Origin of the sequence: Corynebacterium sp. MSK150 (genome assembly GCF_030229215.1) — a bacterium.
Taxonomy (GTDB): Bacteria; Actinomycetota; Actinomycetes; order Mycobacteriales; family Mycobacteriaceae; genus Corynebacterium.
The window spans coordinates 108533-135343 of sequence record NZ_JASPHM010000007.1 but is presented as its reverse complement, the minus strand read 5'-3'; the positions used below and the strand labels follow the sequence as shown (position 1 = coordinate 135343).

The 26811-nt window shown below is 57.5% G+C and carries 26 protein-coding genes and 2 tRNA genes; 17 read left to right on the top strand and 11 right to left on the bottom strand.

Features of this window, described 5'->3' with window-relative positions:
• Positions 1–187: 187 nt before the first annotated feature.
• Positions 188–262: transfer RNA gene (locus QP941_RS06250), tRNA-Gly, on the bottom strand.
• Positions 263–383: 121 nt separating this feature from the next.
• Here QP941_RS06250 and QP941_RS06245 point away from each other — a divergent pair.
• The 3 genes from QP941_RS06245 to tig all read left to right on the top strand — a co-directional run bounded on the left by QP941_RS06245 (position 384) and on the right by tig (position 2865).
• Positions 384–1208: a DUF1542 domain-containing protein gene (locus tag QP941_RS06245; protein ID WP_284766979.1), complete on the top strand. Its 825-nt coding sequence runs from the start codon at positions 384–386 to the stop codon at positions 1206–1208.
• A gap of 134 nt (positions 1209–1342) precedes the next feature.
• A tRNA-Pro gene (locus QP941_RS06240) sits at positions 1343–1416 on the top strand.
• A 90-nt stretch (positions 1417–1506) separates the two neighbouring features.
• Entirely contained in the window at positions 1507–2865 is a 1359-nt protein-coding gene (gene tig / locus QP941_RS06235; RefSeq protein WP_239278331.1) for a trigger factor, read from the top strand.
• A gap of 178 nt (positions 2866–3043) precedes the next feature.
• Here the strand turns inward: tig and QP941_RS06230 are convergent, their stop codons facing one another.
• The 6 genes from QP941_RS06230 to QP941_RS06205 form a co-directional block, all read right to left on the bottom strand.
• Positions 3044–3625: an NADPH-dependent FMN reductase gene (locus QP941_RS06230; protein ID WP_005324045.1), complete on the bottom strand. Its 582-nt coding sequence runs from the start codon at positions 3623–3625 to the stop codon at positions 3044–3046.
• A gap of 39 nt (positions 3626–3664) precedes the next feature.
• Positions 3665–3835, bottom strand: coding sequence for a hypothetical protein (locus tag QP941_RS06225; RefSeq protein ID WP_162837278.1), 171 nt, complete (start codon positions 3833–3835; stop codon positions 3665–3667).
• 85 nt (positions 3836–3920) lie between these two features.
• A complete protein-coding gene (gene nrdF / locus QP941_RS06220; protein WP_023020918.1) occupies positions 3921–4946 on the bottom strand; it encodes a class 1b ribonucleoside-diphosphate reductase subunit beta in 1026 nt (341 codons plus the stop codon).
• A 52-nt stretch (positions 4947–4998) separates the two neighbouring features.
• Positions 4999–7194: a class 1b ribonucleoside-diphosphate reductase subunit alpha gene (gene nrdE / locus QP941_RS06215; protein WP_284868395.1), complete on the bottom strand. Its 2196-nt coding sequence runs from the start codon at positions 7192–7194 to the stop codon at positions 4999–5001.
• Positions 7195–7244: 50 nt separating this feature from the next.
• Positions 7245–7712, bottom strand: coding sequence for a class Ib ribonucleoside-diphosphate reductase assembly flavoprotein NrdI (gene nrdI / locus QP941_RS06210; RefSeq protein WP_005324049.1), 468 nt, complete (start codon positions 7710–7712; stop codon positions 7245–7247).
• 115 nt (positions 7713–7827) lie between these two features.
• Positions 7828–8508 carry a metal-dependent transcriptional regulator gene (locus QP941_RS06205; protein WP_005324050.1) on the bottom strand — a complete coding sequence of 227 codons (681 nt, stop codon included), beginning with the start codon at positions 8506–8508 and terminating at the stop codon, positions 7828–7830.
• Positions 8509–8646: 138 nt separating this feature from the next.
• On the opposite strand from QP941_RS06205, the gene QP941_RS06200 reads away from it, so the two are divergent.
• The 6 genes from QP941_RS06200 to QP941_RS06175 all read left to right on the top strand — a co-directional run bounded on the left by QP941_RS06200 (position 8647) and on the right by QP941_RS06175 (position 13959).
• Positions 8647–9246 (top strand): ATP-dependent Clp protease proteolytic subunit, encoded by a 600-nt coding sequence (locus QP941_RS06200; RefSeq protein WP_049377226.1) that lies wholly within the window; start codon positions 8647–8649, stop codon positions 9244–9246.
• Positions 9247–9266: 20 nt separating this feature from the next.
• Positions 9267–9890, top strand: a complete 624-nt coding sequence (locus QP941_RS06195) for an ATP-dependent Clp protease proteolytic subunit (protein ID WP_005324052.1) — start codon at positions 9267–9269, stop codon at positions 9888–9890.
• A gap of 236 nt (positions 9891–10126) precedes the next feature.
• On the top strand, positions 10127–11629 hold the full coding sequence (locus QP941_RS06190) for a peptide MFS transporter (protein ID WP_284868394.1): 1503 nt from the start codon (positions 10127–10129) through the stop codon (positions 11627–11629).
• Positions 11630–11947: 318 nt separating this feature from the next.
• On the top strand, positions 11948–13246 hold the full coding sequence (locus QP941_RS06185) for an inorganic phosphate transporter (RefSeq protein WP_284868397.1): 1299 nt from the start codon (positions 11948–11950) through the stop codon (positions 13244–13246).
• Positions 13247–13249: 3 nt separating this feature from the next.
• Positions 13250–13540, top strand: coding sequence for a hypothetical protein (locus QP941_RS06180; RefSeq protein WP_049377224.1), 291 nt, complete (start codon positions 13250–13252; stop codon positions 13538–13540).
• A 164-nt stretch (positions 13541–13704) separates the two neighbouring features.
• On the top strand, positions 13705–13959 hold the full coding sequence (locus QP941_RS06175) for a hypothetical protein (protein ID WP_049377223.1): 255 nt from the start codon (positions 13705–13707) through the stop codon (positions 13957–13959).
• Between the two features lie 96 nt (positions 13960–14055).
• Here the strand turns inward: QP941_RS06175 and fabG are convergent, their stop codons facing one another.
• The gene (gene fabG / locus QP941_RS06170; RefSeq protein WP_284868393.1) at positions 14056–14823 is read right to left on the bottom strand and encodes a 3-oxoacyl-ACP reductase FabG; all 768 of its coding nucleotides are present in this window, start codon (positions 14821–14823) and stop codon (positions 14056–14058) included.
• A gap of 227 nt (positions 14824–15050) precedes the next feature.
• On the opposite strand from fabG, the gene clpX reads away from it, so the two are divergent.
• Positions 15051–16346 (top strand): ATP-dependent Clp protease ATP-binding subunit ClpX, encoded by a 1296-nt coding sequence (gene clpX / locus QP941_RS06165; RefSeq protein ID WP_284868391.1) that lies wholly within the window; start codon positions 15051–15053, stop codon positions 16344–16346.
• 70 nt (positions 16347–16416) lie between these two features.
• Here clpX and QP941_RS06160 read toward each other — a convergent pair whose 3' ends face one another.
• Positions 16417–17181 (bottom strand): TetR/AcrR family transcriptional regulator, encoded by a 765-nt coding sequence (locus tag QP941_RS06160; protein WP_284868389.1) that lies wholly within the window; start codon positions 17179–17181, stop codon positions 16417–16419.
• 332 nt (positions 17182–17513) lie between these two features.
• On the opposite strand from QP941_RS06160, the gene QP941_RS06155 reads away from it, so the two are divergent.
• From QP941_RS06155 to ndk, 6 genes are all read left to right on the top strand, one after another.
• A complete protein-coding gene (locus QP941_RS06155; protein WP_284868388.1) occupies positions 17514–18464 on the top strand; it encodes a malate dehydrogenase in 951 nt (316 codons plus the stop codon).
• A gap of 80 nt (positions 18465–18544) precedes the next feature.
• A complete protein-coding gene (locus tag QP941_RS06150) occupies positions 18545–21265 on the top strand; it encodes a valine--tRNA ligase (RefSeq protein WP_284868386.1) in 2721 nt (906 codons plus the stop codon).
• On the top strand, positions 21265–22800 hold the full coding sequence (gene folC, locus QP941_RS06145; protein WP_284868384.1) for a bifunctional tetrahydrofolate synthase/dihydrofolate synthase: 1536 nt from the start codon (positions 21265–21267) through the stop codon (positions 22798–22800). Before QP941_RS06150 ends, folC begins: the two co-directional genes overlap by 1 nt.
• Entirely contained in the window at positions 22797–23303 is a 507-nt protein-coding gene (locus QP941_RS06140; RefSeq protein WP_200435305.1) for a DUF4233 domain-containing protein, read from the top strand. The genes folC and QP941_RS06140 overlap by 4 nt, the downstream gene beginning before the upstream one ends.
• A gap of 46 nt (positions 23304–23349) precedes the next feature.
• The gene (locus QP941_RS06135; RefSeq protein WP_284868383.1) at positions 23350–23661 is read left to right on the top strand and encodes a hypothetical protein; all 312 of its coding nucleotides are present in this window, start codon (positions 23350–23352) and stop codon (positions 23659–23661) included.
• 79 nt (positions 23662–23740) lie between these two features.
• On the top strand, positions 23741–24151 hold the full coding sequence (gene ndk, locus QP941_RS06130; protein WP_005324068.1) for a nucleoside-diphosphate kinase: 411 nt from the start codon (positions 23741–23743) through the stop codon (positions 24149–24151).
• Positions 24152–24420: 269 nt separating this feature from the next.
• Here ndk and QP941_RS06125 read toward each other — a convergent pair whose 3' ends face one another.
• The gene (locus tag QP941_RS06125) at positions 24421–24771 is read right to left on the bottom strand and encodes an ArsR/SmtB family transcription factor (protein WP_200435307.1); all 351 of its coding nucleotides are present in this window, start codon (positions 24769–24771) and stop codon (positions 24421–24423) included.
• Between the two features lie 108 nt (positions 24772–24879).
• Between QP941_RS06125 and arsB the strand changes: the two genes are divergently transcribed.
• The gene (gene arsB / locus QP941_RS06120) at positions 24880–25944 is read left to right on the top strand and encodes an ACR3 family arsenite efflux transporter (protein WP_284815150.1); all 1065 of its coding nucleotides are present in this window, start codon (positions 24880–24882) and stop codon (positions 25942–25944) included.
• Here the strand turns inward: arsB and QP941_RS06115 are convergent.
• Complete coding sequence (locus QP941_RS06115) at positions 25941–26708, bottom strand: hypothetical protein (protein ID WP_284868381.1); 768 nt, start codon at positions 26706–26708, stop codon at positions 25941–25943. The genes arsB and QP941_RS06115 overlap by 4 nt on opposite strands.
• Between the last annotated feature and the right edge of the window lie 103 nt (positions 26709–26811).

Genomic DNA, 26811 nt, shown 5'->3' with positions numbered 1-26811 from the left:
CATGCGCTAAACCCCACCAACACAAAATGTCGTTTAGCCCGACACGCCGCAAAACAACACATTCTGTCGTTTAGGCCCCCTACACTTCGCCGCATGTGTCCGCCGTAAACCATGTGGGTCCAACGGGGATGGGGTACTGGAGTAAGCGGAAAACGAAAAATCGCCCACCTGAACGATGGGCGAAAAATGGAGGGAATGACGGGAATCGAACCCGCGTCTTCAGCTTGGAAGGCTGAGGTATTAGCCACTATACGACATTCCCACAGCGCGCTATTGAACGCTGCGCCATACTTTAGCGCACGCGGGGGCAAAAATGAAAATAGGGAACTAGGGTGGCGCTTGAGCCGTTGTTATAAGAGGAATGGCCCTACCAATAGAAAGCGATGATCGTAGTGGAAATTTTGCTCCTTGTGCTGGCAGTGGGCGGAGGCGCGTGGTTTATGTCTTCGCGCAACTCCCAAAAACGCCGCGAGGAACGAGAAGCGCAGCAATTGGCTGATGCACAAGCTGACGCTCGCCGGTGGATTGAACGCCTGGGTGGCCAAGTAATGCAGATTTCAGGCACAGACTCTGCCTCCCAACAGGCAATGGCCGATGCGTCCGAGCGTTTCACGGCAGCTAACTCGGCGATTTCACGCGCCACCACCGCAAAGCAGGCGAACCTAGCGCGTGAGTCCGCTTTGGAAGGCATGCATTATGTGAATGCCGCGCGCGAGATTATGGGCATGAACCCGGGCCCAGAGCTGCCACCGCTCGAGGGGCAGCGCGCCGCCGGCAAGGTGACGGAAAAGCGCACGGTGGAAGCGAATGGCCAGCAGATCACTGCTTCGCCGTACGCCTCCGCGGATACCCCGAACTACTACCCAGGCGGAACCGTGGCCGGCCGTCCGGTTCCGGCAGGTTGGTATTCCCGTCCGTGGTGGGCGGATGCTTTGCAGACCGGCGTGTGGATGGTGGGCTACTCCATGATGTTTAATGCCCTATTCTCCGGTATGTCTGGCATTGGCTATTCCGCGGCCGCTGCTGAAAGCGGCGACTGGGGTGGCGGTGAAGGCATGGGCGATGCTGGCGACATGGGTGGTGACGCTGGCGATGCTGGCGGCGCCGGTGACATGGGCGGCGGCGATGACGGCGGCGGCCTGTTTGATGGCCTTGGCGATGGTGATGGCGGCGGATTCTTTGACGGAATGTTTGATTTCGATTTCTAGCCGCATGGCTGTCAAAAGTGGCCTCTGTGCTGCGTTGATTCCATTAGGTGGGGGTCCGTTTAGGAGATTTAAAACGGACACGGTACACTGTCTCAGGTATGCAACGCAGCCAAGGCAACTTGGTGGCCTACATACGGGGCGTGGCGCAGTTTGGTAGCGCACCTGCTTTGGGAGCAGGGGGTCGCAGGTTCAAATCCTGTCGCCCCGACGTATGGGGGTCTGGAAATGCCCTAATAAGGATTTCCGGACCCCCTTTAAGTTTATGTACGTAAAACAATGAAGCCAGGGAGATTCACTCGTGAAGACCACCGTAGACAAGCTGAGCGATACCCGCGTTAAGCTCACCGTCAACGTTCCGTTTGCGGAGCTGGACCAGGAAATCGATCAAGCTTACGCGGCAATCGCGCAGCAGGTTTCTATTCCAGGTTTCCGTAAGGGCAAGGCACCGCGCCAGCTTATTGATGCTCGCTTCGGCCGCGGCCCCATCCTGGAGCAGGTTGTCAATGACATGCTGCCTTCCCGCTACGAGCAGGCAGTCAAGGAAAACGATCTGAAGGTCATCGGCCAGCCGGACGTTGACATTTCCAAGATCGAGGACAAGGACTTCGTGGAGTTCACCGCAGAGGTTGATATCCGCCCTGAGTTTGAGATTCCGGACTTCTCCAAGATCTCCGTTACCGTCCCGGCCCTGAAGGCTGACGAAGAGGACGTCGACAAGGCTCTGGAGGAGCTGGCAGAGCGCTTCGGTGAGCTCAAGGACACCAAGCGCAAAATGAAGACCGGCGACTACGCCATCATCGACATCACCGCTGAGATTGACGGCGAGAAGATTGAAGACGCTTCCACCGAGGGTCTGTCTTACCGCATCGGCGACGATGATCTCATCAAGGGTCTGGACACTGCCCTGCGCGGCATGAAGACCGGTGAGGATAACGAGTTCACCTCCACCATCCAGTCCGGTGAGCACAAGGACGAAGAGGCCACCATCAAGGTCCACGTCCAGCAGTCCAAGGAGCGCAAGCTGCCGACTATGGACGATGAGTTCGCTCAGATGGCTTCTGAGTTCGACACCATGGACGAGCTGCGTGAGTCCACCAAGACCCAGGTGGAGGAGACCAAGAAGGCTGAGCAGGCTGCACAGATCCGCGATGAGGTTCTGAAGTCCGCACTGTCTGAGGTTGAATTCGAACTGCCGCAGTCCGTAGTGGACGAGCAGGCACACTCCCAGCTGCACCAGATCCTGGGCCAGCTGGCTCACGATGAGAAGGCACTGGCTCAGCTGCTTGAGGCACAGGGCACCTCCCGCGAAGAGTTTGATAAGCAGACCCGCGAGCAGGCAGAAGAGTCCGTCCGCACCCAGCTGTTCCTCGACGCTGTAGCAGAGAAGGAAGAGCCGGAAGTTTCCCAGCAGGAGCTGACCGACCACATCCTGTTCACCGCTCAGTCCTACGGCATGGACCCGAACCAGTTCATCCAGCAGCTGCAGTCCAACGGCCAGATCGCTAACCTCTTCTCTGACGTGCGCCGTGGCAAGGCACTGGCTGCCGCTATCTGCCGCACCACCGTCAAGGATGAAGAGGGCAATGACGTAGACGTTGACCAGTACTTCGGTGAAATCGAAGAAGAGGACGCTGCAGAAGCTTCCGAGGAGAAGTAATCTCCCACTTGTAACGCGCTGCTGCCACATGTGTGGTGGCGAGCGCGCATGAAACCCCGGATTCAGGTAACTCAAGGATGAGCCTGAATCCGGGGTTTGTGTCATTGTGGACGCCCTCTAGGAGTCTTTGAGTACTTCGAAGAGGGCGTGATGTGATGTGTGTTGGCTGGGGATACCGCTAGCCGTTCTTGGCTCTAAAGGCCTCGTCGGTCAACTGCAGGAAGCGCATAACGTAATCCTTGACAAAGTCTGCGGTACGTTGATTGAGATGTCCGGACTCTTCGAAAAGGGTGGGGGATTGGCCCAGAAATACTTCGGGCTGACCAGGGAGCGGCATGTCGAAGTAGGACAGAGCGAGGCGAAGGTTCTTCTGTGAACTGTAGCCGCCCATGCGGCCTACAGAGTGGCTAATGATACCTGCGGGAAGGTTCTTCCACGCCACATCTGAGTTGGGTTTAGAGCCGATGTCCACTGCGTTTTTGAGGCAGGCAGGGATAGTGCGGTTGTTCTCTGGCGTAATGAAGAGGATCCCGCTCGAGTTCTTGATGGTCTCGCGAAAGGTGGTGTACTCAGCCGGAGTGGGCTTGTCCGTGACGGCGGGGTCATCGTAGTCGAAGTCATAGAGCGGCAAGTCACGGATTTCCACGATGTTTGCCTCGTAGCCTTCAGGGATCATCGTGAGCACCTCGTGTGCAATCTTGCGTGCAAATGACTCTCGGCGCAGGCTGCCGACGATAACGCTGATACGTGGGGTGGTCATGGTAAACCTTCTTTCTTAGTTGGGTGTAGGGAGACGTGGTCAAGGGAGAAAAGGCTTGCAGCCAAAGGCCGGTGGTGGGCCGGCAGCGTGGGCGGCGGTGAGGAAGCCATCTACTTTGTTTCCTTCTTCATGGCGGAAGTACAGTTCGATGAGTCCTAGAAGCCCCCCGAGGACGGCCTCTCGTGCGGCGGATGTATTCAACAGCCGCATGGCTGCGGGTTGGTTTCCTTCGCGGATGGCTTCAAACAGCGCGATGGTCTCAAGCCAGCTTCCTTGGTCCGGTCGCGGAAAAGGTTTAGAAATCCCAGTCATCATCACTCGTTTCTTCAGCAGTACCAATGACATAGGAGGAACCAGATCCGGAGAAGAAGTCATGGTTCTCATCTGCTCCGGGGGCTAGGGCCGCGAGGATTTCTGGGTTCACTTCCGTTTCTTCGGGCGGGAAATAATCCGGGTAGCCCAAATTCATGAGTGCCTTATTGGCGTTATAGCGAACGAACACGGCTACATCATCCATGAGTCCCAAAGGCTCATATAGCTCGCCGGAATAGTCCAGCTCTAGTGCATAAAGCTCTTCGAGCAAAGAAATGGTGAAATCATGCATCTCCTTCTGCCGTAGCGGGGTCGTGGATTCCAGACCGCGCTGATATTTGTAACCCGAGTAGTAGCCGTGCACTGCCTTGTCACGCAGAATGAGGCGGATCATGTCTGCCGTATTTGTCAGGGTGGCGTGGACAGAAAAGTGCAAGGGAAGATAGAAACCCGCGTAGAGAAGCAGCGAGGAAAGCAACGTCGATGACACCTTGCGTTTGAGTGGATCCGGCCCAAAATAGTGCGCGAGAACTTTCTTAGCGCGTGCCTGGAGAAGGTCGTTATTCACCGCCCAGCGGTATGCTTCATCAATTTCCTTTGTACTGCTCAGGGTAGAAAACACTGAAGAGTATGAACGGGCATGGACTGACTGCATGAAGGCGATGTTGGTATACACGGCCTCCTCGTGTTCGGTGCGGGCATCTTGAATCTGACAGATTTCACCCACGGTGGCCTGGACAGTATCCAGGGTGGTGAGTCCCGTGAACACCCGCATGGTGAGGTTGCGTTCCTCGGGTGTCATCTTCTGCCACGCCGGGAGATCATTAGAAAGCGGGACCTTCTCTGGCAACCAAAAGTTGGCGGTTAGACGGTTCCACACTTCAAGATCCTTGTCATCGCTCACCCGGTTCCAATTGATGGCGCGGATGCGGGCTGAAGGATCATGCCGGTAGCTCGGCGGAGTAACTGAAATGCTGGTTAGTTCAGCACTATTCGATGTTGACGACATAGCTTCTTTCTTTCTGAGTGAATGGTTGTGGACAAGGGGGAGGACCGTGCTCCTACAAAGCACAGGAGACGCAGCCTTCGACCTCGGTTCCTTGGAGCGCGGATTGGCGTAAACGGATGTAGTAGAGGGTCTTGATTCCGGCTTTCCAGGCATAAATTTGTGCCTTGTTGATGTCCCGCGTGGTGGTATCAGCGGTAAAGAACAAGGTCAGGGAAAGCCCTTGGTCCACGTGTTGGGTGGCCATGGCGTAGGTGTCGATGATTTTTTCGTATCCCACGGCGTAGGAGTCATCGAAATACTCCAGGTTGTCGTTGGTCATTTCCGGCGCGGGGTAGTACACGCGCCCCAAGCGGCCTTCCTTGCGTATTTCAATTTTGGAGGCAATTGGGTGGATGGACGCGGTGGAGTCATTGATGTAGGAAATTGATCCAGTGGGTGGAACTGCCTGCAAGTAGGCGTTGTAGATGCCGTCTTGCATCACTTGATTCTTGAGCCGTAGCCAATCCTCGCGTTGAGGGATCTGCACGCCTGCTTCGTGGAAGAGCTGTTTTACGTGTTCAGTGGCTGGCGCCCAGTCTTGGTCGATGTATTTGTCAAAGTAGGCGCCAGTGGCATAGGTGGATTCTTCGAAGCCTGTGAATCGTTGACCTTTTTCAACCGCGAGTGCATGGGATGCGCGGAGCGCATGGTAGGTCACCGTGAGGAAATAGATATTTGTAAAGTCCAGTGCCTCGGCGCAGCCATAAGGAATACGCTGTGAAGCAAGGAAGCCGTGGAGATTCATTTGGCCCAGACCAATGGCATGCATGGAAGCATTTCCGTGAGCGATGGAGGGAACAGCTTCGATATTCGTCAGGTCTGAAACCTTCGTGAGGGCACGCACTGCGGTTTCGACGGTCTCCCCGAAGTCCGGCGATTCAAAAGCCTTCGCAATGTTGAGCGAACCTAGATTGCAGGAAATATCCTGGCCAACGGTGGTGTAGTCACCCGAAGCTCCGTAGGTCGATGGCGTGTTGACCTGGAGGATTTCGCTACACAGGTTGGACATATTGATATGTCCTTTGAGGGGATTAGCGCGGTTGACCGTATCCTCAAAGAGGATGTAGGGGTATCCGGATTCAAACTGAAGCTCAGCCAGCGTGGTGAAAAACTCGCGGGCCTTAATGGTCGTGTGAGAGATTCGCGGATTGGCAACCAGCTCGTCGTAGTACTCGGTGATGGACATGTCAGACATGGCTGCGCCGTACTCGCGAGCGATGTCATACGGGCTAAAAAGATGCATATCCTTGTTCTCTTTGGCCAGACGGAAGGTTATATCTGGAATAACAACCCCCAGCGAAAGAGTCTTGATGCGGACTTTCTCATCGGCATTTTCCCGCTTGGTATCCAGGAAGCGAAGAATATCTGGATGGTGCGCATGCAGGTAGACGGCTCCAGCGCCCTGCCGGGAGCCCAATTGGTTGGCATAGCTGAAGCTATCTTCGAGAATCTTCATGACTGGGACTACGCCGGAAGCCTGGTTCTCAATCTTTTTGATCGGGGCTCCGGATTCGCGCAGATTGCTCAGCAACAGGGCCACTCCACCACCGCGCTTTGATAGTTGCAGTGCAGAGTTCACGCAGCGGCCAATGCTCTCCAAATTGTCTTCGATTCGCAGGAGGAAGCAGGAGACCATTTCGCCGCGCTGGGCTTTGCCTGCGTTGAGAAAAGTAGGGGTGGCGGGCTGGAAGCGTCCGGTCATGATGTCATCCACCAGCTTTTCTGCGAGCTCTTCGTCGCCCTGTGCAAGGTATAAAGCTGTGGTGGCGACGCGTTCTTCGTAGCCTTCTAGGAATCGGGAGCCATCAAAGGTTTTCAGTGCATATGAAGTGAAGAACTTAAATGCGCCGAGGAAGGTGCGGAACTGATGCTTAACTCGATGTGCTCTGTCGTACATGGCGCACAGAAAGGCGTCATCATAAAGCTCAAGGAAATCCCGCTCGTAGTACTCGTTATCAACCAACCATTCCAAGCGTTGCTTGGTGGAATCGAACTGATGCATGCGGGGAGCGACATGGTGCGTGACATAGTCTTGTGCTGCCTGAATGTCCTTGTCAAACTGGATTTTTCCAGAAGCGTCGAACAAGTTCAGCTGCGCGTTGAGTGCGTGGTAGCTCTTGCGCTTGCCGACACCGCCGGCATTGTCTGCTGAAGCGGTGCGGGGCGTAGCGCCAATAGTCTGTGTGGGGGTGGCATCAAGAGGCCACATTGTGTTTTCCAATCTGTGTGATGCGGATGTGTTCTTCATCTTGTGGGGGATTAATGGGGTGTCATCGTTAGCTGCTTTTGCTGCTCCCAAAACTTCTGAAGGCCCTGCTTTACGGCGGCGATGTCCTTCTGGGTGCCGAGAAGCTCGAAGTGATACAGCTCCGGTACGTGGCACTTGGCGGAAATGATGCGTCCGGCGACGCAGTAAGCACTTCCGAAGTTGGTATTCCCTGAGGTAATAACGCCCCGGATAAAGGAGCGGTTGATTGGGTCATTGAGGAAGTCGATGACCTGTTTGGGGACTGCGCGTTTGAGCGAGCCGCCGCCGTAGGTGGGAACGATGAGTACGTACGGGTGTGAAACCTGGATCATCCCGGTTTTCTTGGGGCGCAGTGGAATGCGCACCGCGGGTCTATCTAAGCGTTCGACGAATCTTTTCGTGTTCTCTGAAACGCTGGAAAAGTACACCAAATCTGGTGAGTCTGACATGGCAATCCTGCTCATCCTGGCCTTAGCCATAAGTGGGGTAGGTGATATTCGAAAAGACTAACTACGCAATGCCGTAGTTGCAACTACGGTCTAACGTAGTTTTGAAAAGGGCAGGTGAGAGCAGGATTAATGCAAAGGGGAATGTCTAAAGGTTGTGGTGTGCTACAAACACTGCGTCGGTAGCTGGGCGTCCAAGTACTACCCACTGAGTGCCGCCGGCCACCTGTATTTCGAGAGAATCTGAAAAGGGCGCTCCCTCGCGCGTGCTAAGAACAGCCCCAGTGACAATGCCGCGCTCTTCAAGGAACTTCAGCAGTTGTGGGTCGGAATCAGAAATGCGTTCCACGGTCACCTGCGATTGTGCACCGCTGTCGGTGAGGCGATGCGCACTGGGGATGGTGATCTGTCCATCAACCGTAGGGATAGGATCGCCGTGCGGATCCCTAGTGGGGTAATCAAGGAACTTATCCACACGTTCTATGAGCATGTCAGACACCGCGTGTTCGAGATTTTCGGCTTCATTATGGACTTCGTCCCAGGTGTAGCCCAATGCTTGAACCAAAAAAGACTCAAGCAATCGGTGACGGCGCACCATGACCAATGCGTACTGCCTGCCAAGTTCGGTTAACTCCACAGAGCCATAGGGCGTGTGTGACACGAGCCCTTGCTTCGCCATTTTGCGCACTGCATCGGAAACCGAGGAGAGCTTGAGTCCCAGCTGTTTCGCTATAAGCGTGGCGGTAACGGGCTCGGATGACCATTCCTTTAGCCCCCAGATAGCTTTCAAATAGTTCTGGGTACTGGTGGACAGCTCGGAAACAGACATGAGTAAATGTTAACCCAGCTTCCGTGTGCGCCTTTGGCGCTGTGGCCCAACGCTCATAGCGAACAGAGGCCAAGTTTGAGAGGAATGCCGGTAAGGTGGGGCCAGTTAAAGCATTCTTCACTTGAAGGAGAACCACTAATGTCTGAGAAGATTTCAATGAACTCGTCGTCTACGGGTATGAATCTGAGCGATAGCGTGTACGAGCGCCTGTTGCGCGAGCGCATTATCTTCCTGGGAACCCAGGTCGATGATGAGATTGCGAACAAGCTGTGCGCCCAGATCCTCCTGCTGTCCGCCGAGGACCCCACTCGCGACATTTCGCTCTACATCAACTCCCCGGGTGGCTCTGTCACTGCGGGCATGGCTATTTATGACACCATGAAGTACTCGCCGTGCGATATTGCCACGTACGGCATGGGCCTGGCTGCCTCCATGGGTCAGTTCCTGCTTTCCGGCGGCACCAAGGGCAAGCGCTTCGCGCTGCCGCACGCACGCATCATGATGCACCAGCCTTCTGCCGGTGTTGGCGGTACCGCTGCGGATATCGCCATCCAGGCTGAGCAATTTGCTCAGACCAAGCGCGAGATGGCCGAGCTCATTGCCGAGCACACCGGACAGACCTTTGAGCAGATCACCAAGGACTCCGACCGTGACCGTTGGATGACCGCCCAGCAGGCCAAGGACTACGGCATTGTTGACCACGTCATTGAGTCCGTCAACGGCCCGCTGAGTAACTAGGGAATAAGGAGAAAATCACTATGAATCAGTCCCAGATGCCAAGTTCCCGCTACGTTCTGCCGTCCTTCATTGAGCAGTCCGCACAGGGCACTAAGGAAACCAATCCATATTCCAAGCTTTTTGAAGAGCGCATTATCTTCTTGGGCACCCAGGTGGATGACACTTCCGCAAATGACATTATGGCCCAGCTGCTGGTTCTGGAGAGCCAGGACCCGGACCGCGATATCACCATGTACATCAACTCGCCCGGTGGTTCCTTCACCGCGTTGATGGCTATCTATGACACCATGCGCTACGTTCGTCCCGATGTGCAGACCGTGTGCCTGGGTCAGGCTGCTTCCGCCGCCGCTGTGCTCTTGGCTGCGGGTGCGCCGGGTAAGCGTGCCGCGCTACCTAACTCCCGTGTGCTCATTCACCAGCCGGCAACTCAGGGTACTCAGGGTCAGGTTTCTGATCTGGAGATTCAGGCCGCCGAGATTGAGCGCATGCGCAAGCTGATGGAAACCACCCTGTCTGAGCACACCGGTCGTACCGCTGAGCAGATCCGCATTGATACGGATCGCGATAAGATTCTGACCGCTCAGGAAGCCGTTGAATATGGCATCATCGATACGGTCTTTGATTACCGCAAGCTCAACGCTTAATTTGGAATAACTCATTCTAGGTAGCCCCTGCCGCTCAACCGAATTCCGGTTGTGAGGCAGGGGCTTTCAGCATTGTAGGGCAGGGAAGGGGCAATGCCCGGTAATTCTTGCTGCACCCGAATGGGGTAAGTCTCTCTGCGCAATATCTGCAGGTCGTTAGGTTTATTTCTATCGTGCGACACTAAACTTATAATGACTGATTTGTGATTTAGGCCTCCAAGTGGTCAGATATTTTTATGGAGAAACACACATCTGACGCGGTGGCCCAGGCTGCTACGCCCACGCCGCAGAGCGGCGAACGTACATTCTTTGGCCACCCATGGGGCTTGGCCAACCTCTTTGGCGTGGAAATGTGGGAGCGATTTAGCTTCTATGGCATGCAAGCTCTTGTCTTGCTTTACATGTATTACTCCACTACCGATGGTGGTCTCGGCCTCGACCGAGCGGACGCGACGTCTATTGTGGGAGCCTACGGTGGCTTGGTCTACATGGCCTGCTTATTGGCTTCTCTTGTTGCTGACCGTGTCTTGGGTGCAGAACGCACACTGTTTTACTCGGCCAGCATGGTGATGCTTGGCCACATTGCTTTGGCATTTGTTCCCGAAATAACTGGTTTGGCTATTGGCCTCGTCCTTATTGCCATCGGCTCCGGCGGTGTTAAGACCACCGCGCAGGTCGTGCTTGGTGCTATGTACAGTCGCGATGACCCGCGCCGCGATGGTGGCTTCTCCATCTTCTATATGGGCGTTAATATCGGCGCGCTTGTTGGTCCGCTGCTCACCACCGCGCTGTGGGGCTGGCAGGGTTTCCATTGGGGTTTCGGTATTGCAGCAATTGGCATGGCGCTCGGCCTGATCCAGTATTCGCTCATGCGCAAGACCACCATTAAGGATGCGGGGCACGAGGTTCCAAACCCGGCTAGCCGGAAGCAATTGCTCATGGGTGTGGTGGTAGTTGCAGCCATCATCGTGGTTATGGTGGTGGCATTGGCTACCGGTGCTATTCAGGTTGATTGGCTGTCCAATATTGTCACCACGGTTGCTCTGGTTGCAGCAATCTATCTGTGGGCACAGATGTATACCTCGAAGTTGGTGACCCGGGAGGAAAAGAACCGCCTGTTGGGGTTTATTCCGATGTTTATTTCCGGTGTTTTGTTCTTCGGAATCTTCCAGCAGCAGTTTACGGTGATGACGATTTATTCGGATGTGCGCCTGGACCGCCACATGTTTGGCTGGGAAATCCCGCCATCACTGGTACAGTCCATTAACCCGATCTTTATTGTTATTTTCTCCGCTGTCTTCGCAACGATGTGGACGAAGCTAGGGGATAGGCAGTGGTCCACCCCAGTAAAGTTCGGCGTAGCCAATATCGTCATCGGCATCTCCTTGTTCTTCTTCCTTCCTTTCTCGGGTGCGGAAGCGAACTCCACCCCGATGTTTGTCATCGTTTTCATCCTCTTCCTTTTCACCATGGCGGAGCTCCTTCTTTCGCCGGTGGGCAATGCGCTTGCCACCAAGGTGGCGCCGGTGGCATTCCCGTCCCGCATGATGGCGGTGTGGATGATGGCGGTGGCTATGGGTACCTCGCTGGCCGGCTCCTTGGCTAGCTTCTATAACCCGGATGATGCAGGCGCGGAGAATACCTTCTTCATCTCCCTTGGTGTTATATCCATCGTGTTGGGTGCCATCCTGCTTGTTCTAAGCCGCTGGGTGGTAAAGAAGTTCTCTACCTTCCGCTAGATGCTGTAAAACACCCTTAAATGGGAGGTATGTCGGCGTGATGTTGGCATAACTCCCTAAGTGGTTTTTATCACTCGGGTTAAGCAGGGGAGGTGGGGGCATTTAATTGGCATTAGCTGGGGAAATTTTATCCCTTTGGAATTCTCTTGGGCTCGATTCTGAGCCCCAGCAGGTTAACAAAAGGTTAACCAAAGGAAATGTTAAAGAAAAGCAATTGTCTGCGGATAGGTGCAGGAGTAATCTGCATTTCGTCCGCGACGTGTGAAGGCGCCGCAGATGCGTACCGTGTTCATCTTTTCTTTCCAAGGGGCCAACGCTGTGACAGCGACTCTGATTATCCTCGGCATTGTGGTGGTGACCGCCCTTGCCTTTGACTTTACGAACGGATTTCATGACACTGCCAACGCGATGGCTACGTCCATTGCCACTGGTGCTTTGAAGCCTTTTACCGCGGTAGCCATCTCCGCAGCGCTTAACCTTGTGGGTGCCTTCCTTTCGGTCAATGTTGCTGCGACCGTGGCAAAGGGCATTGTTAACCTTGATTCCTACGACCTGTCTGGCGCCGCCGCTGATACCGACGGCCAGGCACTGTTGATGGTCGTCTTCACTGGCCTTATCGGCGGCATCATCTGGAACCTGTTCACCTGGTTGCTGGGTATGCCGTCCAGTTCCTCCCACGCCCTGTTCGGTGGCCTCATCGGTGCCGCCTTCGCTGCGATGGGCTCGACTGGCGTGGAGTGGTCTTCCATTGCCGGCAAGATCATTATCCCGGCCGTTGCCTCGCCTATCATTGCGGCGCTGGTTTCGGCGTGTGCCACGTTCCTTATCTACTGGGTAACCAACACCATCCCGAATAAGGCTAAGAACGAGCACTTCCGCCACGGTCAGATCGTCACCGCCTGCCTGGTGTCCCTGGCGCACGGCGCTGGCGATGCGCAGAAGACCATGGGCGTTATCTTCCTGGCACTGGTTGCCTCTGGGCATGCGGTTGCAGACGCCCGCATTCCAACCTGGGTTATCGTTTCTTGTGCTGTGGCTATCGCGGCCGGCACTCTGTCCGGCGGCTGGCGCGTTATCCGCACCCTGGGTAAGGGTCTGGTGGAGATTGAGTCCCCACAGGGCATGGCCGCTGAAGCTACTTCTGCAGCCATCATCCTCACCTCTGCTACCGGTGGTATGGCACTGTCCACCACCCACGTGTCCACCGGTTCCATTCTAGGTACCGGCCTGGGGCGCCGCGGTGCTGAGGTTCGCTGGGGTGTTGCCATGCGCATGGTGTCCGCATGGCTCATCACCTTGCCGTGCGCTGCGTTCGTGGGCTTTGCTACCTGGTGGTTAGCGTATGGCGTCTCCTCCTTCACTAACGTGGCAACCGGTGCCATCGTGGACTTCGTCTTGCTGCTGGCAATGGCCGCGCTCATTGTCATCCGTTCCCGCATGAACCCGGTGGATGCTTCCAACGTCAACAACGACTGGGATCCAAACTCCGAGTCCGTGGATTCCTCCATGGGTGCGGGCTCTGACCGCAAGGAGCCAGTTGCTGCCGGCGCCGCATCAGTGTCCGCTACCAATGCGGAGGATGCCTCCGCGCCGTCTACTGTTCAAGAGGAGCGCTAAACCATGACTGCTGCAGAAATCTTCCAGTCCCTCATTCACGTTGCAGGCTTGGCGTTGGTCTTCGGCGCTGGCATTCCGCTACTTTTCTCCTTGGGCATGCGGTGTATGACCGGTGACCCCATTCGCGACGACAACGGCGTCGTTGTTGGCGATACCCCTGCAAGCCCTCAGATGAAGGTGCTTGGCTGGACTGTCTATGCGGTGCTGGCCGTAGTTATCCTGGTGGCCATCATGTGGATTGCCCGCGATACGCTGGACCACTACTTTGGCTTCACGCCGTTTGGTGACCTCTAAGTCATTGTCCTTCCTTGGGGGTAAACCTCTAATGTGGCGTGCGACACACTTTCTTTAAGTTAACAAAAGGTTAACTTAAAGCGACCAAAGGGTTGCCTAACGAGGGTATGTCGCGTATATTCCTCTGTATCAAACAGAGAGAAAGCCACATGGAGGTGTGAGAAATGAACATGATGCGTTCTTTGATGGACGGCATCGCTGATGCGTTCAAGAGCTCCACCACTGGTACCGGCCTGGACACCATTTCGGAAGCTCCAGTTCGTGCTTTGGTGGCAGAAACCCTGCTTGACGCTGATAAGACCCCTGCTACGACTAAGGACGTTGCAGAGGCGCTAGAAACCGTCACCGGTCATGCACCGGATGAACTTGAGATGCTCGATGCAGAACTTTTCCTGCTCGACTTCGACTGGCTGCAGTAAGCAGCAAATGAATGAAATCCCACGAGGCCCCTCGCCGCATACTGTGTAGTGAGGGGCCTCGTGCTTTGTGCACATGGGGGGCGTCGGCAAGCGCGGCTAATCGCACGGCGGCAGTATGGCTTCGGGAGTCTCAGGCAAGAGCTGGCCGCCATCTATGACGAGGGTTTGGCCGGTGATGTAGCCTGCCTCTTCCGAGGCCAGGAAGGCTGCCGCAGTGCCAATATCGCGCGGGGTGCCCAGGCGGTGCAGCGGTACTGACCGCGTCATTTGATCGAGGTACTCCTGGCCTTGGGTCTCGAGGCCCTCGGTGAGGATATTGCCTGGGAGGACGCCGTTAATGGTGATGCCATCGCGGGCCACTTCCAGCGCGGCTGAACGCATAAACCCCTGCTTGGCGGCCTTGGAGGCGCCGTAGTGGGCCCAACCCGGAAAGCCCGTGTGTGAGCCGGTGATAGATGTGGTGATGACGATGCGCCCATAGCGGCGTTGCTTGAGGTAGGGGAGTGCCTCTTGGACCACCTTGAAGGTGCCGTGGGTGTTGATGGCAAACATCGCCTCCCACTCATCATCGGTCATCTCTGCCAGCGGGCAGTTGGGAAAGACGCCGGCATTGGAGCACACAATGTCGAATCCGCCGTGCTGGGCAGTGACCTGGCGGTACATGTCCTTAACCGAAGCGCGGTCGGTGACGTCCACGCGAATGGCGCTGGCACCCAACTCCTTAGCGGTAGTGTTGGCGTGGTCTAGGTTGATATCGGCGATGGCAACGGTGGCGCCGGCCTCACGCAGCGAGGCGACGATGCCGCGGCCAATGCCGGAGGCACCGCCGGTGACGATGGCTACCCGGCCTGTGAGATCGAACATGATGCTCCTGTTCCTAAAAGGGGTGGGATGAGGGTGATTTCACCTTCTAGTTTAGGCCGCAAGAGCAGGAAAGGCCTGGGAATTTCGCCACGCGGGAGGGAATGAATGAAGGGCCTGTCGGGTTGATTTACTAAGGTAGAAACAGATGAAGATTAAGCCGCTCGGAAGGGTAGAATCGTCCTTCCAACTGTGGATAGCGGTACGAAAAGCGAGTGTGAAAGAACTTAATGGCACGTATGCAAGAAAGCGCTGACCTGCTCAAGTGTTCCTTTTGTGGCAAGAGTCAGAAGCAGGTGAAAAAGCTCATCGCCGGCGGCGGTGTCTACATCTGCGATGAGTGCATCGAGCTATGCAATGAGATCATCGAAGAGGAACTAGGCCAAGAGCAGGCGCAAGAATCCTCCGATGCAGAGGTGCGCCTGCCTCGACCCTCGCAGATTTCCGCCTTCCTAGATAAGTACGTCATTGGCCAAGACAAGGCCAAGCGCGTGTTGTCTGTGGCGGTGTATAACCACTACAAGCGCATTAAGGCCGAAGAGTCGGCGGCGTTGGAGGCCCGCCGCGAGAAGGCCGAAGGCGATGAGGTGGAGATCTCCAAGTCCAATATCTTGATGTTGGGGCCTACTGGTTCCGGTAAGACCTACCTGGCGCAGACCTTGGCCCGGCTTCTCGATGTCCCCTTTGCCATCGCCGATGCCACCAGCCTCACCGAGGCTGGCTATGTGGGTGAAGACGTGGAAAATATCCTTCTGAAGCTGCTGCAAGCCGCGGATTTTGACGTGGAGCGTGCCCAGCGCGGCATCATCTACGTTGATGAGGTGGACAAGATTTCCCGTAAGTCGGAGAACCCGTCCATTACCCGCGATGTCTCCGGTGAGGGCGTGCAGCAGGCCCTGCTGAAGATCCTGGAAGGCACCGTGGCGGCCATCCCGCCGCAAGGTGGCCGCAAGCACCCGAATCAGGAGTTTATCCAGCTGGATACCTCCAATATCTTGTTCATTGTTGCCGGAGCATTCGCGGGCTTAGACCAGGTCATTGCGGATCGCGTGGGCAAGAAGGGCGTGGGCTTTGGCGCCAACCTGGATACCAAGGACGAGCGCGAAAAGGTCGATCTCTTCTCCCAGGTGCGCCCCGAGGACCTAGTGAAGTTCGGTCTTATTCCAGAGTTCATCGGCCGCCTGCCTGTCGTGGCCACGGTGGATAACCTGGACCGCGAATCTTTGGTCAAGGTGCTCACCGAGCCAAAGAACTCCCTGGTTAAGCAGTACAGCCGCCTCTTTGAGATGGATGACTGCGAATTGGACATCGAGCCTGCGGCATTGGACGCCATCGCGGAGCTCGCCTTGGAGCGCAAGACGGGCGCGCGTGGCCTGCGCGCCATCATGGAAGAGCTTTTGGTCCCGGTCATGTACGACCTGCCGGACCGTGAGGATATTGCCACGGTGCACATTACGTCGGAGTGCGTGACCGAGGGAGCGGAGCCGCAGTTTAGCTATAAGGATGAGGCAAAAGAATCTGCCTAGGCCTTAGCTGCCACAGCGCCTACTGGCGGGGCTGTGGCAGGGTAGGGCGTGGACCGGAAGGCCCGCGCTATTACTCCTCGTTGTAGATATCCTGCGGGGAGGCCTCGTCGCCCTCCTCTGTATCGAACGAGGACGACGTGAGGTAAGACTCGTGGCCAGAGTCCGGAATATTGGCGGTCAAAAACGCCAGCACTGCATCGACGGTGAGCCTATGCATGCCATCGATATTTTCTTGGGTATTGAAGTTCACGCCCAGCATGTTTTCCACCATCACCTGGTTGGTCACGCGGTAGACCGTCAACGAGGAAATCAGGGTGAAGATGTCATTGGCGGAAATGCCGGGGCGGAAGGCGCCGGCGTCTTGGCCCAAGAGCAGCAAGCGGTCAAGGTGGAGGGCCACTCCGGCGACGTCGGCAATAGCCTGCTGTGCCGGGTCCACAATCTGCTGGTTAGTTTCCCATACCAGCATGCGGATGGCCTCCGGGTTGGCTACGCGCTCGCGGAAAAGCCAATCCACCAACTTGCGCACGCCTTCGACCGGAACTGCGGTATCGATTTCCAGGGCATCCTCAGGCGGATTGAGACGCTGCGCGGCGGTGCTCAGCGCGCGCAGGTACAAGCCCTTCTTATCGCCAAAGTGGTAGTGAATCATGCGCTTGGACATGCCGGATTCTTGGGCGATGGCCTCTAGCTTGGTTTCTGTAAAGCCAAAGCGGGAAAACTGCTTGATCGCAACGTCCACCACGGAGTCAATGCTGACGGATTCCGCGTGGGCAGCGTGAGGAGAATCCGCCTGGTCTGCAGCCTGCAGTGGGTCAGTATTCTCAGTGCTCATTGCGTAAGTCCTTAATCCTTGCGGCGCGGCGGTGGCGCGGTGAACTGATGTCTAATAGTGCGGGAGTAGGCAATCCCTATGCATTCTGGGTGTGCAGCGCGGGGGAGTATCCCGCATTTCCTTTTCCCATCATGCCCGATTAATCACCCCGTGCGGGAGTTTCTGGCCCATTGGGGGCGCTAATTTGGAGGTAAATGGGGGTAATTTAACGCAAGTGCCCTAGATTTTCCCTCCAAAAGAGGGGGCCAGATTCACAGCGCGGATGCTGGCGATGGGGCTAAGCTCGGTGATGGATTACATTGTCGCAGCCCTTATTGAGGAGGCTTTACATCATGACTCAGCCCGTCAAAATCACTGTCACCGGCGCCGCCGGCAACATCGCGTATTCGCTGCTGTGGCGCATCGCTGCTGGAGATGTGTATGGCAAGGACACCCCGGTGGACCTAGCATTGCTGGAAATTCCCGCTGCGGTGGAAAAGGCCCAAGGCGTAGCCATGGAGCTCAATGACTCCGCCCTGCCGTTGGTTAACTCCATTACGGTTACTGATGATCTCAAAGAAGCCTTCGAGAACACCTCCGCCGCCTTTCTTGTAGGTGCTCGCCCGCGCAGCAAGGGAATGGAGCGCGCCGACTTGCTGGAGGCTAATGGCGCCATCTTCACCAAGCAGGGCAAGGCCATCAATGACTACGCCGCGCGCGATGTCCGCGTGCTAGTCGTGGGCAACCCGGCTAATACCAATGCCCTCATCGCGGCGAATAATGCCCCGGATTTGGATGATTCCCAGTTCACTGCCCTCATGCGCCTGGACCACAACCGCACCCTGAGCCAGCTAGCACTGAAGACCGGAAAGTCCACCACCGATTTCAACAAGGTGGCGGTATGGGGCAACCATTCTGCTAGCCAATTCCCGGATATTACCTACTCCAACGCTGAGGTGGACCAGGACTGGTACCGCGAAGAAATGATCCCCAAGGTGGCCAAGCGTGGTGCGGAGATTATTGAGGTTCGCGGCAGCTCCTCGGCTGCTTCGGCGGCGTCGGCAGCCGTGGACCACATGCATGACTGGATTCATGGCACCGAGGAGTGGCGCACTGCGGCGGTGCCATCGGACGGATCCTACGGCGTCGACAAGGGTCTTATCTGCGGATTCCCCACAGTCAGCCGCAATGGCCAGTGGGAGATCGTGCAGGGACTGGAGCTCACTGAGTTCCAAAAGGAGCGCATCGAGGCCTCTGTGGCCGAGCTGCGTGAGGAGCGCAAAGCCGTGGCGGACCTGCTCTAGAACGTGCTCGGTGCGCACCTCATACTCGGTGCGCACCCTGCCTGGCTGAGCCGGTTGACGTGCAAGGTAGAATCGGCCAGGTGACTGAGCAAAATAATGAGCAATTAGTTGGTACCAACCGCGCCGATGCGCTGCCTAAGTCGTGGGAGCCGCAGGCCGTAGAGAAGGACCTCTATGAGGGCTGGGTAGAAAAGGGCTACTTCACTCCGGATGCGAATTCGGAGGCCGAGCCTTATTCCATCGTGCTGCCGCCGCCAAATGTGACCGGCCAGCTGCACATGGGCCACGCCCTGGACCACACGCTGATTGATTCCATTATCCGCCGCAAGCGCATGCAGGGCTACGCCACCCTGTGGCTGCCCGGCGCCGATCACGCCGGCATTGCCACCCAGACCAAGGTCGAGGCCAAGCTCAAGGAGACCGAGGGCAAAAAGCGCTGGGACTATGAGCGCGAAGAATTCATTGGCAAGGTCTGGGAGTGGAAGGAGCAGTACGGCGGCACCATCCAGAACCAGATGCGCGCCATCGGTGACTCCGTGGACTGGTCCCGCGAGCGCTTCACCTTGGATGATGGCCTCTCCCGCGCCGTCCAGACCATCTTTAAGAACCTCTACGATGAGGGCATGATCTACCAGGCCAACCGCCTGGTGAACTGGTCGCCGGTGCTAGAGACCGCCGTCTCCGATATCGAGGTCGTGTACAAGGACGTCGAGGGCGAGCTGGTATCTATCCGCTATGGCTCGCTCAATGACGATGAACCGCACCTCATCGTGGCCACCACCCGTGTAGAAACCATGCTGGGTGACGTTGCCATTGCCGTACACCCAGACGACGAGCGCTATGCTGACTTGGTGGGCAAGGAGCTGCCGCACCCGTTCCGCGATGACCTGACGCTCAAGATCATCGCCGATGACTACGTGGACATGGAATTCGGTACCGGCGCGGTGAAGATCACCCCGGCGCACGACCCGAATGACTACGCAATGGGCACCCGCCACAACCTGGAGATGCCCACGGTCATCGATACCACCGGCCACATTGCCAATACCGGCACCCGCTTCGACGGCCTGACCCGCGAGGAAGCACGCGTTGAGATCCGGGAAGCGCTGCGCGAGCAGGGCCGCATTGTTAAGGAAATCCGTCCGTACGTCCACTCCGTGGGCCACTCGGAGCGCTCCGGCGAGCCCATCGAGCCGCGCCTGTCCCTGCAGTGGTTCGTGGACGTGGCCAAGATGGCCAAGGCCTCTGGCGACGCCGTGCGCGAGGGCGATACCACCCTGCACCCGCAGTCGCTCGAGCCGCGCTACTTCGAGTGGGTCGATGACATGCACGATTGGTGCATCTCCCGCCAGTTGTGGTGGGGTCACCGCATTCCTATCTGGTACGGGCCAGAAGGCGAGGACGGCCAGCGAGACATCGTCTGTGTCGGTCCTGATGAGGAGCCGCCGGCAGGATACGAGCAGGACCCGGACGTGCTGGATACCTGGTTCTCCTCCGCGCTGTGGCCATTTTCCACCCTGGGCTGGCCAGAAAAGACCCCGGATCTGGAGAAGTTCTATCCCACCAACGTGCTGGTCACCGCCTACGACATCTTGTTCTTCTGGGTGGCCCGCATGATGATGTTCGGCACCTTTGCCGGCACCCACACCCCGGAGCTTTTGGGCGAGGGCACCGATGGACGCCCGCAGGTTCCGTTCAAGGACCTGTACCTGCACGGCCTGGTCCGCGATGAGCAAGGCCGCAAGATGTCCAAGTCCTTGGGCAACGGCATCGACCCGATGGATTGGGTGCGCGATTATGGTGCGGATGCGCTGCGCTTTACCCTTGCCCGCGGCGCCAACCCCGGCGTGGACCTGCCGCTTGGCTCCGATGCCGCTGCGGCCGCCCGAAACTTTGCCACCAAGCTTTTTAACGCCACCAAGTTCGCGCTCATGAATGGCGCTGGAGTGGCCACGCTGCCGAACCGCGCGGAGCTTAGCGACGCCGACCGGTGGATCCTCGACCGCGCCGAAGAAGTCCGCGCCAAGGTGGATGCCTACCTGGATGATTACCAGTTTGCTAAGGCCAACGAGCTGCTCTACCACTTCACCTGGGACGAGCTGTGTGACTGGTACCTGGAGATTGCCAAGACCCAGATCCCGCGCGATGGCGTAAGCGAGCAGGGCCGCAATACCCAGATCGTGTTGGGCCGCGTGCTCGATGTCGTCCTGCGCCTGCTGCACCCGACCATGCCTTTCGTCACCGAGGTGCTCTGGAAGGCGCTGACCGGCGGCGAGTCCATCGTCGTTGCACCGTGGCCTACCGTTGCCGATACCAATGGTGGCGCCACCAAGGATGAGGTGGCCGCCCGCCGCATCGAGGACGCCGATAAACTCATCACCGAGCTGCGCCGCTTCCGCTCCGACCAGGGCGTAAAGCCTTCCCAGAAGGTGCCGGGACGCCTCGACTTCGCCGCGGCGGATCTCGCCGGCCAAGAGGAACTGGTGCGCAACCTGGCCAATACCACCGCCCCGGGCGAGGATTTCGATCCTTCCGCCTCCATCGAGGTGCGCCTTTCCCAGGCCACCGTGGAGGTCACCCTGGATACCCACGGCGCGGTGGACGTAGAAGCCGAACGCAAACGTCTGGAGAAGGACCTGGCCAAGGCCAATAAGGAACTGGAGCAGACCGGCAAGAAGCTGGGCAACGAGAACTTCTTGTCCAAGGCACCGGAAGAAGTGGTCAATAAGATTAAGGAGCGCCAGCAAGTCGCCCGCGAAGAGGTCGAGCGCATCACCAGCCGTTTGGAGGGCCTGAAGTAGTGGCGGACAAGGACAAGGAGACTGAGGACTTCGAAATCGTCGATGCCCTCAAAGAAGGCACCGACGGTGGCCCGGTGGAAATCACCGAGTCCGGCCTGACGCTCAACTTGGGCATGGGCAGCGAGGACGAGTACAACGAGGCCGCACCACAAGAGGTGTCGGCCGAAGAGCTGCGCGCCCTCGCAGAGGTCGAAGAAGAGCTCAATGAGCGCTGGCCCGAGACCAAGATTGAGCCTTCCCTCGAACGCATCGAGATGCTCATGGATCTGCTCGGCCATCCTGAGCGTTCCTTCGACGTCATCCACATTGCCGGCACCAACGGCAAGTCCTCTACCGCGCGCATGGTGGATTCGCTCCTGCGCGCCTTCCACCGCCGCGTCGGCCTTGTCACCAGCCCGCACCTGCAGCGCGTTACGGAGCGCATCGGCATCGATGGCCAGCCCATCCACCCGCGCGATTATGTGCGCATCTGGCACGAGATCAAGCCCTTTGTGGAGATGGTCGATGCCCAGTCGGACGTCCCCATGTCCAAGTTCGAGGTCCTCGTCGGCTTGTCCTATGCCGCGTTTGCCGACGCCCCCGTGGACGTCGCCGTTGTTGAAGTCGGCCTCGGCGGCCGGTGGGATGCCACCAACGTGGTCAACGCGGACGTCTCCGTCATTACCCCGGTGGGCTTGGACCACACGGATTACCTGGGCGACACTCTCGCAGAGATTGCCGGTGAAAAGGCCGGCATTATCAAGCCGCGCGAGGATGCCGATGATCCGCTGACTCCAAACGAAAACATTGTGGTCATCGCGGAACAGGATCCGGAAGCAATGCGGGTTATCCTGCAGCAGGCCGTGGACGTCGAGGCGGGCGTCGCCCGCTCCGGCTCCGAATTTGCCGCCCTCGAGTCCCGCATCGCCGTCGGCGGTCAACAGGTCACTATCCAGGGCCTTGGCGGCCTGTACGAGGACATTTTCCTGCCCCTGCATGGCGAGCACCAGGCCAAAAATTCCGCTGTGGCTCTTGCTGCGGTGGAGGCTTTCTTCGGCGCCTCGGCCGGCCACCCGCTGGATGTTGCGACCGTGCGCAATGGTTTTGCCCAAGCGATTTCGCCCGGCCGCCTGGAACGCGTGCGCACGTCGCCGACGACGTTTATTGACGCCGCCCATAATCCACATGGCGCCAAGGCCCTAGGTGCTGCATTGGACCGCGATTTCGACTTCGCTCGCCTCATCGGTGTGCTGTCCATTTTCGCGGATAAGGACTCCATCGGCATCCTCACCGCACTTGAGCCTTACCTCACCGAGGTAGTCATCACCCAAAACTCCTCGCCGCGCGCCCTCGATGCCTACGACTTGGCAGAGACCGCCCGCGATATCTTTGGCGAAGAGCGCGTGCACGTAGCCGATAGCCTGCCGGGCGCCTATGCCCAGGCCGTGGAGCTTGCCGAGGACGCCGAGGTCCAATCCGGCTCCGGCATCATCATCACCGGCTCGGTCGTCACCGCTGGCGATGCCCGCGCGATGTTTGGAAAGGAACCTGCATGAGCCGCGACAATCACCACCCGCGCGGAGAGCACCAACCCCGCCCGCCCCGCCGCACCCGCGGCCGCGAAGAACAGATCCCGGAAAGCGAGATCGGCCCCCTCGGCATGGGCCAAGCCCCAGTCAAGGATCCGCTCAAAAGCTTTAACGGGATGGTCATTGCCAGCTCCCTGACCATGGAGGCGCTTGCCCTATCCTTCGCACTGCCGATGCTGTACAAGCTCTATGACGGCACCTTGTGGACCCCTTTCAACTACGGTTTCGTCATTGCCGCAGTGGTATTCCACCTCGTGATGATCGCGTTCATGAATAAGAAATGGGCGCTGTCCGTCATTGTGTGGGCACAGCTGTTGTGCGTCATTGTGGGCTTTATGGTCCACTGGGCGGTGGCCGCCATCTTCATCATCTTTGGCATGGAGTGGCTGCTGGCCGTCTACCTGCGCAGCAACCTCATCGCCCGCATGAAGCGCGGTTACCTCACCACGCAGCACCTCAACGAGAAATAAACTCGATACCTTCGGCTGGTGGGGCAGACGCGATAGACTAGCGCCCATGCGCACTCTCTGTCTCGTCCTTGCCGCACTCGCCTGCATCGCCGCGGTGGTAGCCCGCGCCGCTACGGGAACGCCATGGCTACCGCTAGTTGCCCTCATCATTGGCGGCGTTTTTCTGGTTTTGGCCCTGCGGAGCAACTTCGAGCCGGCCAAAGAAGCATCCTTCGAGGATTTGGATAAGGAACAGCGCGCGGAGCTGCAACGCCTGCTGGCTAATGGACAGTTTGGCGCCGCAGTAGGCCAGGTGCGCCTGTGGTTTCGGGGCACCTCGCAGGAGCGCGCCGAAGAGATAGTTAAACAACTCGCGTAGCCCTAGAACCCCACACTTTTACCCCAAAGGAATACCCCAGCGCGCGACGCATGCGTGCGGTTTCGGTACAGTGTGGGGCATGACTGAACGTACACTGATTCTCATCAAGCCGGACGGCGTAAAGAACGGCCACGTAGGCGAAATCATCTCCCGCATCGAGCGCAAGGGCCTGAAGCTGGCCGAGCTCGACCTGCGCGTTGCTGACCGCGAGACCGCGGAGAAGCACTACGAGGAGCACAAGGACAAGCCATTCTTCGGTGACCTTGTCGAGTTCATCACCTCTGCACCGCTTATCGCTGGTGTTGTCGAGGGCGAGCGTGCCATCGAGGCATGGCGTCAGCTGGCCGGTGGCACCGATCCAGTTTCCAAGGCCACCCCGGGCACCATCCGCGGCGACTTCGCTCTGACCGTTGGCGAGAACATCGTGCACGGCTCTGACTCCCCTGAGTCTGCAGAGCGCGAGATCGCTATCTGGTTCCCGAACCTCTAAACGTCTGCGCACTTAGCGCATCGTTCAGCCCGAGCCTGTAGGCTCGGGCTTTATTTATTGCTTGACCCATAAGCCCAGACGTAGAGCCGCAAACCGAGTATCCGGCCCTATCCTGAATAAGTATTGAAACGGCAAAGCCGCAAATACGTAGAGAGGCAGAACTTAAGCAGGGGTTTGTTCTGGGAGTTGAAGGTGCCTAACGCGGCAGATCATTGCTGAGGATATTGCACGCGAGGTCATTCACTTCGCAGACTAGGACTGGAGTTCTCCTAATCGAAGGAGAGCAACTGGCGCAGTGTGCGGAAGGCTTCCTTTTGCACTCGATGGGTAACGGTACGGCCCGATTGTTGCTTGATTAAAAGACCGGATTCCCTCAACTTGCCGAGGTGATGAGATACCGTCGGTTGGCTAAGGCCGGAAAGCGCGGTCAACTCCGTAACACTCATCGGGCCGCAGCCCTCGTCGCACAATATGGATAGCAGGCGCAGGCGGGCTGGGTCAGCAAGTACTTTAAATTGCTGGGAAAAGCGGAGGGAGTCGCCCTGGCTGAGCGGGCCACTGCTCAGGGAACAGCACTGTGCATCCGGGGTGTTGTCGGCATTGCTAGGGGAGGAGTCCATGCACACAGTATAAGGAGCCTTCCTCCCACTCCGTTATATTGACGAGTATCAATATGGGTGATTAAAGTACTGATCGAAAGTTGAATTCCTCGTCGCACAAGGAGAGCCATGGCCGTTGCGCAACGCCCAAAGTTGTCATTTCTCGATAGATTCCTTCCCGTTTGGATCATCATGGCCATGGCTGTGGGGCTATTGATAGGCCACTTCCTGCCAGGCATTGGAGAAGCACTGTCTGCTCTAGAGGTTGGCGGTATTTCTCTTCCAATCGCGCTGGGCCTGCTAGTTATGATGTATCCGCCCCTGGCTAAAGTCCGCTATGAAAAGACCCGAGATATTGCTGCCGATGGCCGGTTGATGGTGGTATCGATTGTGTTGAACTGGCTGGTGGGGCCTGCATTGATGTTCACCCTGGCGTGGATATTTCTTGCCGATCAGCCGGAGCTGCGAACCGGCCTGATTATCGTTGGGCTAGCCCGTTGTATCGCAATGGTCCTTGTGTGGTCCGATCTCTCCTGCGCCGATCGGGAGGCCACCGCCGTTCTTGTCGCCATAAACTCTGTATTCCAGGTAGCCATGTTCGGTGTGCTGGGATGGTTCTATTTGCAGATTTTGCCAGGGTGGTTGGGGCTAGATACCACCTCTGCTGATTTCTCTTTCTGGTCCATCGTCACCGCGGTGCTCGTATTTTTGGGAGTCCCCCTGCTGCTCGGTGTGCTCTCACGGGTGTGGGGAGAAAAGATCAAAGGACGCGAATGGTTCGAAGACCGTTTTCTCCCGGCAGTCTCGCCTTTGGCGATGATTGGTTTGCTCTACACCATCGTGCTGCTGTTTTCACTGCAAGGCGAGCAGCTGGTAGCCCAGCCGACAGCCGTGGTGAGAGTGGCGATTCCGCTGGTTATTTACTTCGTTGGAATGTTTTTCCTTGCCTTGGGCGTAGCAAAAGCCGGGGGAATGAACTACGCACAGTCTGCTTCCGTGGCTTTTACCGCAGCCGGAAATAACTTCGAGCTAGCCATTGCAGTTTCCATCGGCACCTTTGGCGCCGCGTCAGCACAGGCCCTTGCCGGTACCATTGGGCCACTGATTGAAATCCCAGTACTCGTAGGACTTGTTTACGCGATGCTCTGGATAGGTCCGAAAATTTTCCCAGGAGACAAAAGCTTGCCAAATTAACGCCGGCCCACCTGATACAGACAGCGAACCCCAGTCGGCGTGATGGTGATGGTCCACTTTGCGGGCGCGGTGCGCAGTCCCATGCGGCTGAGCTTCACCAGGTCCGCCTTTGCTAAAGCATCGAGGTGCTCGGATAGAGGGTCGAGGTCTACCCGCATGAACTTGGAGAGGGCAGTGGAATTAATCGTGTTTCCCTGCACCGCGCCGGTGGCGACGAGGGCGGTGAGGATGTCCGAGTGGGCGTCGGCAAGCTGCAAGCGAGCCTCCGTGACCCCGTCGAGCGGGTCCTTTTCCAGGATCTTGTTAATGCGGCGCCGGCCGATGCGGAAGGACTGGGAAAACATGCCCCATATACCCAGCGGCAAACCAAAGGACCACCACGCGCCGGATAGGACACCGGCAACGGGCGGGGCCAGCTCTACCTCTGGGAGCAGGCCGGCCGCGCTCAGTGGCGCCATGACCAGTGGTGCCGCGATGGGGATAAACGGTGCGATATAAGCAATCGTGGGATAGTCACCATCGCGGAATTCCTCTTGCGCAGCGTTGATGCCGCGCGGGTAATTGCGAATGAGGTGCACCAACCCCAGCACCGCAAAGACGGCAAAAACACCGGCTGCCATCAACATATAATCCACGCCCGTGTTGGCGAAGCCAACGGCAAAGCCGGTCGGCACACCAAAATAAAGTGCCGAGCGCACCGGGACTTCATTGCGCTGTCGGTACTGCGCCAGTTCGCGGGCGGGGATTCGTGCTAGTTCTGCCACCCCGCCAACATAACACCGCCTGCCAGCTTGCCCGCGGTTCTGTGACACAATGGGGGATAGCGCGTACGAGACGCGGCATAACTTCATATCCCACAAACTTTTT